Source organism: Saccharopolyspora dendranthemae, from assembly GCF_007829955.1.
Classification (GTDB): domain Bacteria; phylum Actinomycetota; class Actinomycetes; order Mycobacteriales; family Pseudonocardiaceae; genus Saccharopolyspora; species Saccharopolyspora dendranthemae.
This window is the reverse complement of sequence record NZ_VIWX01000004.1, coordinates 164,576-179,894: the sequence shown is the minus strand read 5'-3', so window position 1 is coordinate 179,894 and position 15,319 is coordinate 164,576. Positions and strand designations below refer to the sequence as shown.

The window sequence follows — 15,319 nt, the reverse complement described above, 5'->3', positions numbered from 1 at the left end:
GGACTTGGGTTTCGACTCGCTGACGGCGGTGGAGCTGCGCAACCGGCTCGGTGCCGCGAGCGGTCTGCGGCTGCCGGCCACGCTGGTCTTCGATCACCCGACGGCCCACGCGTTGGCCGCGCACCTGCACGACGAGCTGTTCGACGCAGCGGCCCAGCCCGCCCACGCCTTGCCCGCGCTCGCGAGCACCGCCGACGACCCGGTGGTCGTCGTCGGGATGGCGTGCCGCTATCCGGGCGGTGTGTCCTCGCCGGAAGACCTGTGGCGGTTGGTGTCCGACGGGGTCGACGCGATCTCGGAGTTCCCCGACAACCGCGGCTGGGACATGGACGCGTTGTTCGATCCGGACCCGGATCACGTCGGTACCTCCTACGTGCGCTCGGGCGGATTCCTGCACGACGCGGGTGAGTTCGACCCCGCGTTCTTCGGGATGTCGCCACGCGAAGCCCTGGCGACCGACGCTCAGCAGCGGCTGCTGCTGGAGGTCGCGTGGGAGTCCTTGGAGCGCTCGGGAATCGACCCGGTCGGGTTGCGCGGCAGCCAGACCGGTGTGTTCGCCGGGGTGATGTACAACGACTACGCCCAGCTCCTCGCGGGGGACGCCGAGGGCTACCAGGCCACCGGCGGATCGAGCGTGGTCTCCGGCCGCGTCTCCTACACGTTCGGTTTCGAGGGACCTGCGGTGACGGTGGACACGGCGTGCTCGTCGTCGCTCGTCGCCACGCACCTGGCCGCCCAGGCGCTGCGCCAGGGGGAGTGCTCGCTGGCGCTCGCCGGCGGCGTCACCGTCATGTCCACCCCCAGCGCCTTCATCGGCTTCTCCCGCCAGCGCGGTCTCTCGCCGGATGGCCGGTGCAGGGCGTTCGGTGAGTCGGCCGATGGTGTGGGTTGGTCGGAGGGTGTGGGTCTGCTGGTGCTGGAGCGTCTGTCGGACGCGCGGCGGCACGGTCACGAGGTGCTGGCGGTGGTGCGGGGTTCGGCGGTGAACTCCGATGGTGCGTCGAACGGGTTGACGGCGCCGAACGGTCCGTCGCAGCAAAGGGTCATTCGTCAGTCGTTGGCCAGTGCTGGGTTGTCCACTTCGGACGTGGATGTGGTCGAGGCGCACGGCACCGGGACGACGTTGGGCGATCCGATCGAGGCGCAGGCGTTGCTGGCGACCTACGGTCAGGACCGCGACCGGCCGTTGTTGCTGGGTTCGATCAAGTCCAACATCGGGCACGCGCAGGCGGCGGCCGGCGTTGCGGGCATCATCAAGATGATCGCCGCCATGCAGCACGGCCAGCTGCCGCCGACCCTCCACGCCGACACCCCGTCGTCCCACGTGGACTGGGAAGCCGGAGCGGTGGAACTCCTGACCAGCGCCGCCGAATGGCCGCGGTCGGACCGTCCGCACCGGGCCGGGATCTCGGCCTTCGGCGTCAGCGGCACCAACGCGCACGTGATCCTGGAGCAGGGCCCCGCGGTCGAGCAGTCCGCGGGCGAGCCGCAGGTGGTTCCCGCAGCGGTGCCGTGGCTGATCTCGGCGAAGTCCGAAGCGGCCCTGGACGACCAGACCGCGCGACTCCGCGCGGCCGAGGGCTCCCAGCTCGACATCGCCTACTCGCTGGCCACCTCGCGCGCCCAGTTCGAGCACCGGGCGGCCCTCGTCGCCTCCGATGATGGCGTGGTCCCGGCCGCGCGCGGCGTCGCTCGGGCGCGATCGTTGGCGGTGCTGTTCACCGGCCAGGGGTCGCAGCGCCTCGGCATGGGCCGCGAACTCCACGCCCGGTTCCCGGTCTTCGCCGAGGCCTTCGACGCCGTGCTCGCCCACCTCGACCCCGCGGTGCGGGAGGTCATGTGGGGACAGGACGCCGACGCGCTGAACCGGACCGGCAACGCGCAGCAGGCGCTGTTCGCGCTGGAGGTCGCCCTGTTCCGGCTGGTGGAGTGGCTCGGCGTGCGCCCGGACCACCTGGCAGGCCATTCGATCGGCGAGATCGCGGCCGCGCACGTGGCCGGTGTGCTCTCGCTGGAGGACGCCTGCACGCTCGTCAGCGCGCGGGCGCGCCTGATGCAGGCGCTGCCCACCGGTGGCGCGATGGTGGCGGTGCAGGCCGGTGAGGCCGAGGTGCTGCCGCACGTGATCGGCGGTGTGTCCATCGCCGCGGTCAACGGCCCGAACTCGGTCGTGCTCTCCGGCGACGAAGCCGCGGTGCTGGAGGTGGCGTCGCGCTGGAAGTCGACCCGCCTGACCGTCTCGCACGCCTTCCACTCGGCGCACATGGACCCCATGCTCGACGAGTTCCACGAGGTCGTCAGCAGCCTGTCCTTCCACGCCCCGACCATTCCCGTCGTGACCTCGGGTGATGTGACCTCGCCCGAGCACTGGACGCAGCACGTGCGCGAACCCGTCCGGTTCGCCGACGCCGTCGCCGACCTGGTGGGCGCCGGAACCACGGCCTTCCTGGAGCTCGGGCCCGACGGCGTCCTGTCCGGCATGGCGGCCGAGTCGGTCCAGAACGTCGGATCGCCCGATGAGACCGTGCTGGTCCCGCTCCTGCGCAAGGAGCGCGGCGAGGAGGAATCGGCCGTCACGGCGCTGGCGCGGCTGCACGCGGCAGGCGTCGAGGTGTCCTGGTCACCGTTGTTCGAGGGGACCGGTGCACGCCGGATCAACCTGCCCACCTACCCCTTCCAGCACGAGTGGTTCTGGCCCGCGCTCGCCGCCCGCCACGACAGCTCGCGGGGCCTCGGTCTGCTCTCGACCGAACACCCGCTGCTCGGCTCCGCGGTGGAGCTGGCCGAGGGTGACGGAGCCCTGTTCACGAGCCGGCTGTCGCTGCAGTCCCACCCGTGGCTGGCCGATCACGTGGTCATGGGCAACCCGGTCGTGCCGGGCGCGGCGCTGGTCGAGATGGTCGCGCGCGCCGGTGACGAAGTCGGCTGCCCCGGTGTCGAGGAGCTGACCCTGGTCTCACCGCTGGTCCTGCCCGAGAACGGCGGGGTGCGGGTCCAGGTCTGGGTCGGCTCGGCCGATGAGTCGGGACGCCGTTCGGTGAACGTCTACTCGCAGTCCGACGGCGGTGAGGACCAGCCCTGGTCGCCCTGCGCCAGCGGCGTGCTCGGGGTCGACGGCCGCGGGGCCGAGTTCGACGCCGCCGCCTGGCCGCCTGAGGACGCGGAAGCCGTTGCGCTGGAAGGCTGCTACGACCGGCTCGCCGACGCCGGGCTCGAATACGGCCCGGTCTTCCGAGGACTGCGGGCCGTCTGGCGGCGGGGCGATGACACCTTCGCCGAGGTCGCGCTGCCCGACGACGTGAAGGCCGACGGATTCGACCTGCACCCCGCGCTGTTCGACGCGTGCCTGCACGCGGCCGCCGTCGTCGCCGACGGAGAGCCGGGGCTGCCGTTCTCGTGGTCGGTCGTGTCGCTGCACGCCTGGGACGCGGTGGAGCTGCGAGTACGGCTGCGCAAGGCCGCCGACGGCTCGATGGCGCTCGCCATGGCCGATCCCGACGGAGTGCCGGTGGCCTCCGTCGAGGCGCTGACCGTGCGGCCGGTGTCCGGCGAGCCGCTGAGCGCTCGCAGCTCTGGGCGGCGGTCCCTGTTCGGCGTCGACTGGAATCCGGTTCCGGCGGAGGCGCACGACGCACCGGCGACCGTGCTGGGGGCCGATGCCTTCGGGCTGGCGGAATCCCTGCGCGCGACCGGGGTCGAGGTCGGCGCCGAGTCCGATCTGAGCTCGGTGACCGGCGGCGTGGTGCTCGTCCCGATCGCCCCCGAACCGGGACACGTCCCCGACACCGTCCACGCGACGGTGTCCCGCGTGCTGGCTCTGGTGCAGGAATGGCTGGGCGCCGAACGTCCCGCCGGTTCCCGGCTGGTGTTCGTCACCCGAGGTGCGGTGTCCGGTGCTGACGTGGCCGCCGCCGCTGCCGCCGGGCTGGTGCGGTCCGCCCAGTCCGAGCATCCGGGCCTCTTCTGCCTGCTGGACTTGGACGCGGATTCGGTGGAACCCGCAGCGGTGTCACGGGCTTTGGGCTCGACTGAGCCGCAGCTGCTCGTCCGGGGCAACGACGTCCTGGCGGCGAGGCTCTCGCGGGTGACGCCGCAGGACGATCCGGTCGGCTGGGAGGCCGACGGCTCGGTCCTGATCACCGGCGGCACGGGCGGCCTGGGCGCGCAGGTGGCTCGACACCTGGTCGCCGAGCAGGGCGTGCGAGACCTGGTGCTGGTCAGTCGACGCGGCCCGGGTGCCGCGAGCGCGGGCGAGTTGACGACCGAGCTGACCGAGCTGGGCGCCAGCGTCGACGTGGTGGCCTGCGACGTGGCCGACCGGGCCGCGGTGGCCGAGCTGCTGGACCACCGACGAGTCTCGGCGGTGGTGCACACCGCGGGCGTGCTCGACGACGGTGTCGTCGAGTCGCTGACCCCGGAGCGGGTGGACACGGTGCTGCGGCCGAAGGTGGATGCGGCCTGGAACCTCCACGAGCTGACCGAGAACCTGTCGTCCTTCGTGGTGTTCTCCTCGGCAGCAGGAGTGTTCGGCAACCCGGGACAGGCGAACTACGCCGCGGGGAACGCGTTCCTGGACGCGTTGGTGGAGCACCGGCGGTCTCAGGGCCTGCCGGGCGTGTCACTGGCGTGGGGTGCGTGGGAGCAGGCCGGCATGGCGGCGGGCCGTTCGGGAATGCCCGCCCTGTCGGTGCCGGAAGGCCTGGAGCTGTTCGACTCCGCTCTGTCCGCGACCCGGCCGGTGGTGGTGCCGGTGCACCTGGACCTGGCGGCCATCCGAGCTCAGGGCGAGGTCCCTCCGCTGCTGCGTTCTCTCGTCCGGAGCAGGACGCCCAGGGCGGCGTCGCGCACCGCGGAGACACTGGCGACCCGCCTGAGCGGCTTGAACGACGCCGAGCGCCAGGAAGCCCTGCTGGACCTGGTGCGCGGCGAGGTCGCCGCAGTGCTGGGACACGCCGACGCGAACGCGATCGTTGCGTCGAAGGCGTTTCAGGACTTGGGCTTCGACTCGCTGACGGCGGTCGAGCTGCGCAACAGGCTCGGTGCCACGACCGGTCTGCGCCTGCCCGCCACGCTGGTCTTCGACTACCCGAGCACGGCCGTGCTCGCCGAGCACCTGCGCGACGAGCTGGTCGGAGCCGACGCGGGCGCGTCGGCACTCCTGCCCACCCGGACCTCGGTCTCCGACGACCCGGTGGTCGTCGTCGGGATGGCCTGCCGCTATCCGGGCGGTGTGTCGTCGCCGGAGGACCTGTGGCGCTCGGTGGCCGACGGCGTCGACGCGATCTCGGAGTTCCCGACCGACCGGGGCTGGGACCTCGACGTGCTGTTCGATCAAGACCCTGGGCGCACTGGCGCGTCCTACGTCCGATCGGGCGGGTTCCTCAGCGCAGCAGGTGATTTCGACGCCGAGTTCTTCGGCATGTCACCGCGCGAAGCCGTGGCGACCGACGCTCAGCAGCGGCTGCTGCTGGAGATCGCGTGGGAGTCCTTGGAGCGCGCGGGAATCGACCCGGCGTCGCTGCGCGGCAGCCAGACCGGTGTGTTCGCCGGGGTGATGTACAGCGACTACGTCCAGCTGCTGAGCGGAGCCTCGGAAGGGCACCAGGGGACCGGGAACTCCGCCAGCGTGGTGTCCGGCCGCGTCTCCTACACCTTCGGTTTCGAAGGCCCGGCGATGACGGTGGACACGGCGTGCTCGTCGTCGCTGGTGTCGATGCACTTGGCGGCGCAGGCGCTGCGGCAGGGGGAGTGCTCGCTGGCGCTGGCCGGTGGTGTGACCGTGATGTCCACACCCGGTTCGTTCGTGGAGTTCTCGCGCCAAGGTGGCCTGGCTCCGGACGGCCGGTGCAAGGCGTTCGGCGACTCCGCCGATGGTGTGGGCTGGTCGGAGGGCGTGGGTCTGCTGGTGCTGGAGCGTCTTTCGGACGCCCGGCGCCACGGGCATGAGGTGCTCGCAGTCCTGCGGGGTTCGGCGGTCAACTCCGATGGTGCGTCGAACGGGTTGACGGCCCCGAACGGTCCCTCGCAGCAGCGGGTGATCCGTCAGTCCTTGGCCAGCGCTGGTCTGTCCACTTCAGACGTAGACGTGGTCGAGGCGCACGGCACCGGAACGACGTTGGGTGATCCGATCGAGGCGCAGGCGTTGCTGGCGACCTACGGTCAGGACCGCGACCGGCCGTTGTTGCTGGGCTCGATCAAGTCCAACATCGGGCACACCCAGGCGGCGGCCGGTGTTGCGGGCGTGATCAAGATGATCGCCGCCATGCAGCGCGGCGTTCTGCCGCCCACGTTGCACGCGGACGTGCCGTCGTCGCACGTGGACTGGGAAGCGGGTTCGCTGGAGCTGCTCAGCGCAGCCGCCGAGTGGCCGGACACCGGTCGTCCGCGTCGAGCCGGCGTGTCGTCGTTCGGCATCAGCGGAACCAACGCGCACGTCATCCTGGAGCAGGGCCCTGGCGCCGACGCGCCGGCGGAGCCCGCGCGGTGGCACGCGAGCGTCGTGCCGCTGCCGGTGTCGGCGAAGACCGAGGGCGCGCTGGCCGGCCAGGTCGAGCGGATCCGATCGTTCGTCGAGGACACCGCCGCGGTGGACGTCGGGTTCTCGCTGGTGGAATCGCGCTCGTTGTTCGAGCACCGCAAGGTCCTGCTGGCTGAGGGTGCGGGTCTCACCGAGGTTGCTTCGGGTACCGCGCGTGCGGGTTCGTTGGCGGTGGTGTTCTCGGGTCAGGGTGCGCAGCGCCTGGGGATGGGCCGGGAGCTCTACGGCAGGTTCCCGGTGTTTGCCGAGGCTTTGGACGCGGTGCTGGAGCACTTGGATCCGGGTGTGCGGGACGTGATGTGGGGTGAGGACGCGGATGCGTTGAATCAGACGGGTGTTGCGCAGCCTGCTCTGTTCGCGCTGGAAGTTGCTCTGTTCCGGTTGGTCGAGTCGTTCGGTGTGCGGCCGGACTTCCTGGCGGGGCATTCGATTGGTGAGATCGCGGCGGCGCATGTGGCGGGTGTGTTCTCGTTGGAGGATGCGTGTGCGCTGATCAGCGCTCGGGCGCGTCTGATGCAGGCTCTGCCCACGGGCGGCGTGATGGTCGCGGTACGGGCTGGTGAGGCCGAGGTCCTGCCGCACCTGACCGATGAGGTGTCGGTCGCCGCGGTGAACGGGCCGTCGTCGGTGGTCCTGGCCGGCGAGGAGGCCTCGGTCGTCGCTGCCGCCGAGCGGTGGGAGTCCAGGCGGTTGGAGGTGTCGCACGCGTTCCACTCGTCGCTGATGGATCCGGTGTTGGACGACTTCCGGGAGGCGATCAGCGGTCTGTCGTTCGAGGTTCCGACCCTGCCGATCGCGACGAGTGGTGATGTGTCGGATCCGGAGTTCTGGGTGCAGCACGTCCGGGAGACGGTGCGGTTCGCCGACGCCGTCGCCGATCTGGCCGACGCGGGAGTGAGCGCGTTCCTGGAGCTGGGGCCCGACGGGGTCCTCTCCGCGATGGCGGCCGAGTCGGTCGAGGACGCGGTGCTGGTCCCGATGTTGCGCAAGGATCGCGACGAAGAGGCCACCGCTGTCACCGCGCTCGCACACCTGCACGCGACCGGGTTCGACGTGGACTGGCGTCCGTTCTTCACCGGAACCGGCGCTCACCGGGTCGACCTGCCCACCTACGCCTTCGAGCACAAGCGGTTCTGGCCGGCACCGACCGCGCAGCCGCACGACGCATCAGGCCTGGGCCTCACCGCCCTCGGCCACCCACTGCTCGGTGCCGGTTCGGAACTGGCCGGTTCCGACGGGTTCCTGTTCACCAGCCGGTTGTCGCTGCGCTCGCAGCCCTGGCTCGCCGACCACGTCGTGATGGGCCAGGTGATCGTGCCCGGCGCCGCCCTGGTGGAACTCGCGATCCGCGCGGCGGACGAGGTCGGGTGCGATCGGGTCGAGGAGCTGACCACGGCGTCCCCGCTGGTGCTGCCTGCGGACGTCGCGATCCAGCTGCAGGTCTCGGTCGGCCCCGCCGACGAGTCGGGCCACCGCTCGATCGCGATGTACTCGCGGCCCGAGCACGCTGCGGATTCGACCTGGACCGAGCACGCCGGCGGCGCTCTCGGTACCGGCGACCGGCACGACGGGGCCGACCTGGGGGAGTGGCCGCCCGCGCTGGCCGAGCCGGTGGCGCTGGACGGCTGCTACGACCGGCTCGCCGATGCCGGGTTCGACTACGGGCCGGTCTTCCAGGGGCTCCGCGCCGCCTGGCGCAGCGGGGACGAGGTCTTCGCCGAGATCGAGCTTCCCGAAGACGTCGCTACCAGCGGGTTCGGGCTGCACCCAGCCCTCCTGGACGCGAGCCTGCACGCCGCCTTCCTCGCCGACGACGAGGGCGCGGCCGGTCTGCCGTTCTCCTGGACGGGTGTGTCGCTGCGGGCCGCGGGCGCCGCGGAACTGCGAGTGCGCCTGTCGCGAGGAGCCGATCGGACGCTGACTCTCGACCTGGCCGACACCACCGGTGCACCGGTCGCCTCGGTGCGGTCGCTGGCCGTCCGCCCGGTCTCACCTGAGCAGCTCAGCGGTGCGGGCATCGGCCGCGACGCGCTGTTCGGCGTGGAGTGGGTGCCGGCGGCCGCACCGCCGGAGGCCGGTGCTCCGCAGTGCGCCGTGGTCGGCCCGAACGCGCTGGGACTGCCCGGCAGCGCTCACCCGAGCCTCGACGATGTCGAGGACGACGTGGTGTTCGCACCGATCACGGGCGCTGCGGACGCGGCCGCCTCCGCCCACGACCTCGCCGCGCGGACCCTCGGGCTGCTGCACGAGTGGCTGTCCGAGGAGCGCTTCGCCGAATCGCGTCTCGTGTTCGTGACGCGGGGTGCGATGTCGGGCGACGACGTGGCCGCGGCCGCCGCGTGGGGCCTGGTGCGCTCGGCGCAGTCGGAGCACCCGGGCCGGTTCGTGCTGCTGGACCTGGACTCCGAGCCTGTGGACGAGACCGCGATCCGGCGGGTTCTGTCCAGCGACGAGCCGCAGCTGCTGATCCGGGACGGTGAGGTTCTGGCCGCCCGGTTGGCGCGCGTCGCGCCGCAGGACGAGACGGTGGACTGGGCCGTGAACGGCCCGGTTCTGATCACCGGCGGCACCGGTGGCCTGGGCGCCCGGATCGCTCGCCACCTGGTCGCTGACAAGGGCGTTCGCGAACTCGTCCTGGCGAGTCGTCACGGCCTCGACACCGAGGGCGCGGGTAAGCTGGCGGCTGACCTGACCGATCTCGGTGCCCAGGTCGATGTCGTCGCCTGCGACGTGGCCGAGCGCGACGCCGTGGCGAGCCTGCTGAAGCAGCACGCGGTCCGATCCGTGGTGCACGCTGCGGGTGTTCTCGACGACGGTGTGGTGGAGTCGCTGACCCCGGAACGGGTGGATGCGGTGCTGCGGCCCAAGGCCGACGCCGCCTGGAACCTCCACGAACTGACCGAGGACCTGTCCGCGTTCGTCGTGTTCTCCTCCGCTGCCGGTACTTTCGGCACCCCGGGACAGGCCAACTACGCGGCGGGCAACGCGTTCCTGGACGCCTTGATCGAGCACCGGCGGTCTCAGGGACTGCCGGGCGCATCGCTGGTGTGGGGCGCTTGGGAGCAGGCCGGCATGGCCGCGCCGGGACGCCCGGGAATGCCCGCCTTGTCGGTTGCCGAAGGGCTCGAGCTGTTCGACTCCGCACTGTCCACGGACCGTCCGGTGGTGCTGCCGGTCCGACTCGACCTCGCAGCTCTGCGCTCCGCAGGGGAGGTCCCGCCGCTGTTGCGCGGACTCGTCCGGGCCCGGTCGCGCCGGTCGCTTGCGCAGACGCGCACGGCGGAGTCGCTGGTCGCCAGGCTGAGCGGTCTGGGCATGGCCGACCGCCTGCAGACTCTCGTCGACCTCGTGCGCGGCGAGGTCGCCGCGGTGCTGGGGCACGCGGATCCGAACGCGATCGATCCTTCGCGGGCGTTCCAGGAGTTGGGCTTCGACTCGCTGACCGCCGTCGAGCTGCGCAACCAGCTGGGAACCGCTTCCGGCTTGCGGTTGCCCGCCACGCTGGTCTTCGACTACCCGACGACCCACGCGCTGGCCACGCATCTGCACGACGAGCTGTTCGGATCTGAATCGACTGCTGCCCAGTCGGTTCTGGCTGTGTCGAGCGTGGTGGATGATCCGGTGGTCGTGGTGGGGATGTCGTGTCGTTATCCGGGTGGGGTGTCGTCGCCGGAGGATTTGTGGCGGTTGGTGTCCGGTGGTGTGGATGCGATTTCGGGGTTCCCGGTGGATCGGGGTTGGGATCTGGATTCGTTGTTCGATTCGGATCCTGATAGCGCGGGTACTTCGTACGCGCGGCATGGTGGTTTTCTGCATGATGCGGGTGATTTCGATGCGGCGTTCTTCGGGATGTCGCCGCGGGAGGCGATGGCCACCGACGCCCAGCAGCGCCTCCTGCTCGAAACCGTGTGGGAAGCGCTGGAACGGACGGGCGTCGATCCGGTCTCGCTGCGCGGCAGCCGCACCGGTGTGTTCGCCGGCGTGATGTACAGCGACTACAGCCAGCTCCTCAGCGGAAGTTCGGAGGGCCACCAGGGAACCGGGAACTCACCCAGCGTCGTGTCCGGCCGGATCTCCTACACCTTCGGTTTCGAGGGGCCTGCGGTGACGGTGGACACGGCGTGCTCGTCGTCGTTGGTGTCGATGCACTGGGCGATGCAGGCGCTGCGTAGCGGTGAGTGCTCGCTGGCACTGGCCGGTGGTGTGACCGTGATGTCCACACCGGGTTCGTTCGTGGAGTTCTCCCGGCAACGCGGACTGGCCTCCGACGGCCGGTGCAAGGCCTACTCCGATTCGGCGGACGGCGTGGGCTGGTCCGAAGGCGCCGGGGTGGTCGTCCTGGAGCGGCTGTCCGACGCGCGGCGCAACGGGCACGAGGTCTTGGCGGTCGTGCGGGGTTCGGCGGTCAACCAGGACGGTGCGTCCAACGGTCTCACCGCGCCCAACGGCCCGTCGCAGCAACGAGTCATCCGCCAGTCTCTGGCCAGCGCCGGACTGTCCACATCAGACGTCGACGTCGTGGAGGGTCACGGGACGGGAACCGCGCTCGGCGACCCGATCGAGGCCCAGGCCCTGCTGGCCACCTACGGCCAGGACCGTGAGCAGCCGCTGCTGCTGGGCTCCATCAAGTCCAACATCGGGCACACGCAGGCGGCGGCGGGCGTCGCGGGCGTGATCAAGATGATCACGGCCATGCAGCGCGGCGTCCTGCCGAGGACACTGCACGCGGACACCGTGACCTCCCAGGTCGATTGGGAGTCCGGTGCGGTGGAGCTGCTCACCGACTCCACCGAGTGGCCGGAGGTGGACCGGCCTCGCCGGGCGGCCGTGTCGTCGTTCGGCATCAGCGGCACCAACGCCCACCTGATCCTGGAACAGCCGGCGGCCGTCGACGAGCCGGTGGAGGACACCCAGGTCCTTCCCGGCGTCGTGCCGCTCCCGGTGTCGGCCAAGTCCGAGGGTGCGCTGTCCGGGCAGGTCGAGCGGATCCGCGCCTTCGTCGAGGAGGAGTCCGCGGTCGACATCGGATTCTCGCTGGTCGAATCGCGGTCGGTGTTCGAGCACCGGGCAGTGCTGCTCGACGGGGACACGGGAGTCGTGGAGGCGGCGCGCGGTGTCGCCGGTGAGCGGCCGCTGGCCGTGCTGTTCTCCGGGCAGGGCTCGCAACGCATCGGCATGGGTTGCGAGCTCTACGACCGCTTCCCGGTCTTCGCCGAAGCTCTGGACGCGGTGCTGGAACACCTGGACCCGGCAGTCCGGGATGTGATGTGGGGTGCGGACGCCGAGCCTTTGAACGAGACCGGCATCGCGCAGCCTGCGCTGTTCGCGGTCGAGGTCGCTCTGTTCCGGTTGGTCGAGTCGTTCGGTGTGCGGCCGGATTACCTCGCCGGGCACTCGATCGGTGAGATCGCTGCCGCGCACGTCGCGGGCGTGCTCTCGCTACCCCACGCCTGCGCGCTGGTCACGGCCAGGGCGAACCTGATGCAGGCTCTTCCCGCTGGCGGAGCGATGGTGGCGGTGCGAGCCGGTGAATCCGAGGTACTGGGGCACCTGACCGATGAGGTGTCGATCGCCGCGGTGAACGGACCGAACTCGGTGGTGCTGGCCGGTGCGGAAGCTGCAGTGCTGGAGGTGGCGTCGCGCTGGAAGTCGACCCGCCTCCAGGTCTCCCACGCGTTCCACTCGCCGATGATGGATCCCGTGCTGGAGGACTTCCGCGAAGCCATCAGCGGGCTGACGTTCCACACCCCGAGCCTGCCGGTCGTGGTCTCCGGTGACGTGAGCTCGCCGGAGTTCTGGGTGCAGCACGTGCGCGAAGCGGTGCGGTTCGGCGATGTCGTCGCCGATCTGGCCGACGCGGGAGTGAGCGCGTTCTTGGAGCTGGGGCCCGACGGGGTTCTCTCCGCGATGGCGGCCGAGTCGGTCGAGGACGCGGTGCTGGTCCCGATCCTGCGCAAGGACGGTGCCGAAGAGGTATCCGCGGTCACCGCGATGGCGCAGCTGCACGTGGCGGGGGTCGAGGTGGACTGGGCGCCGCTGTTCACCGGGACCGGTGCTCGGCGAGTGCCGCTGCCCACCTACGCCTTCGAGCACAAGCGGTTCTGGCCGATGCCTTCCACGCAGTCCCGGGACGCCTCGGGACTGGGACTGCAGGCCGTCGAGCACCGGTTGCTGGGAGCCGCGGTCGAACTGGCCGGCTCGGACGGGTACGTGTTCACCAACCGGTTGTCGCTGCGCTCGCAGCCCTGGATGGCCGACCACGTCGTGATGGGCCAGGCCATGGTGCCCGGCGCCGCGTTGGTGGAGCTGGCGGTGCGTGCGGGTGATGAGGTCGGGTGCGACCGGGTTGAGGAGCTGACGCTGGCCTCGCCGCTGGTGCTGCCCGAAGAGGGCTCGGTCCAGTTGCAGGTCTCGGTCGGTGCCCCAGATGATTCCGGCCGCCGCAGCGTGTCGATCCACTCCCGCCTCGACGGTGACGCCGACGCGCCGTGGGCGGAGAACGCCATCGGTGTTCTCGCGCCTGGAGACGATGCGGCGCCGGTCGACCACGGCGCGTGGCCGCCCGCGAGCGGGGAGCCGGTTGCGCTGGAGGACTGCTACGAGCGGTTCGCCGAGGCCGGGTTCGACTACGGTCCTGTGTTCCAGGGCCTGCGCGCCGCGTGGCGCCGCGACGGCGAGCTCTTCGCCGAGGTGGCGCTGCCCGACGGGATCGACACCGGTGGTTTCGGGCTGCACCCCGCGCTGCTGGATGCGTGCCTGCACACCGCGTTCCTCGCCGAGGGCGATGGTGTGGCCGGTGTCCCGTTCGCCTGGAACGGCGTGTCCGTGCACGCCACGGGTGCTTCGGAACTGCGGGTGCGGCTGTCGGTGGCAGCGGACGGCGCGATGACCCTCGGGATGACCGACACGACCGGATCTCCGGTCGCGACGGTGGAATCTTTGGTCGTGCGCTCTGTGTCGGCCGAACTCGCCGGCCAGGCCGCGACGCGCGACTCCTTGTTCGACGTCGAGTGGACTGCGGTCACCACCACCGACGCGGCCGAATCAGACTGGGCCGTGCTCGCCCCGGACCCGCTCGGACTGCCCGGCGCCGCGCACCGGGACCTGGCGAGCATCGAGGCCGGTGCGGTGCTGGTCCCGATGACCGGAACCGGGGGCGACGTGGTCACCTCCACGCACGACCTCGCTGCGCACGCGCTCGACCTGGTGCGGGAATGGCTGGCGGACGAGCGCTTCGCCGACTCCCGGATGGTGTTCGTGACGAGGGGAGCGGTCTCGGGTTCCGATGTGGCCGGGGCTGCGGTGTGGGGCCTGGTCCGGTCCGCCCAGTCCGAGCACCCAGGCCGGTTCTTGCTGGTCGACGTGGATTCGGCGGCGGTGGATCCGGCGGTGCTGGCCGGAGCGCTGGCCTCCGGTGAGCCGCAGCTGCTCATCCGCGACGGCGACGTGCTGGCACCGCGTCTTGCCAGGGTCAGTCCCTCGCACGGCACCGCGTGGAACGCCGAGGGCACCGTCCTGATCACCGGCGGTACCGGTGGTCTAGGTGCGCTGGTGGCCCGCCACCTGGTGACCGAGCACGATGTCCGCCGCTTGCTGCTGGTCAGCCGTCGAGGCTGGGAGGCCGCAGGTTCTGAGAAGCTGGTAGCGGATCTGGCGGAGCTCGGTGCCACGGCGGACGTGGCGGCCTGCGATGTGGCCGATCGGGCTGCGGTGGCCGAGCTGCTGGAGCGGCACCGGGTCTCGGCCGTCGTGCACACCGCCGGCGTGCTCGACGACGGCCCCGTCGAGTCGCTGACACCGCAACGCCTCGACACGGTGCTGCGACCGAAGGTCGACGCGGCCTGGAACTTGCACGAGCTCACCGGGGACCTCTCGGCTTTCGTGGTGTTCTCGTCGGTGGCAGGCACGTTCGGCAACCCGGGCCAGGGCAACTACGCAGCGGGCAACGCGTTCCTCGACGCCCTGATCGAGAAGCGCCGGGACCTCGGCCTGCCGGGCACCTCCCTGGTGTGGGGCGCGTGGGAGCAGACCGGGATGGCCGCTGACGTGGCGACCGAGCGGATGGCCAAGTCCGGGATGCCGCCGCTGTCGACGGACGAGGGCTTGAGCCTGTTCGACGCGGCCCTGGCCGTCGACGAGCCCGTGGTGCTGCCGGTCCGGCTGGACCTGGCGGCGATCAGGTCCCGTGGCGAGGTGCCACCGCTGTTGCGGAACCTGGTGCGGCGCCGCACGCGCCGGACGGTCGCCGAGCCCACGGCCGAGGCGCTCACGGCTCGGCTCGCTGGTCGCACGGCCTCCGAGCGCGCCGAGATCGTCCTCGACCTCGTCCAGCGGCAGGCCGCCGAAGTGCTGGGCCACGACGACTCGAGCGCGGTCGAGCCCGGCCGCCAGTTCCAGGAGATGGGGTTCGACTCGCTCACCGCGGTGGAGTTCCGCAACCGGCTCAGCGCGGCGGTGGACACGCGACTGCCCGCAACGCTTGTGTTCGACTACCCCACGCCGAACGAACTGGCGCAGTTCCTGCTCGGCGAACTCGTCCCCGACGAGGGAGCCGGGGTCACCTCGATGCTGGCCGACCTGGAGCGCCTGGCGAACGCGCTCACCGGGGCCGACATCGACGACGAGGTCCACAAGCAGGTCGCCGGCCGACTCGAGGTGCTCCGGTCGAGGTGGGAGTCCCTGCGGGTCGAGCACACGTCCGATGAGGCCCAGGTCGACCTCGACACGGCCTCCGACGACGAGATGTTCGCCCTGCTCGACAGCGAACTGGGCGACGGCTGA

Annotated in this window: 1 protein-coding gene (only partly in view); it reads left to right on the top strand. The window is 71.2% G+C overall.

The features are described 5' to 3' along the window. On the top strand, positions 1-15,319 hold the 3' portion of the coding sequence (locus tag FHU35_RS19485) for a type I polyketide synthase (protein WP_145741808.1). 14,846 nt of this gene lie to the left of the window's left edge; 15,319 of the gene's 30,165 nt are visible here — the last part of the coding sequence; its start codon lies off the left edge, out of view; it ends in the stop codon at positions 15,317-15,319.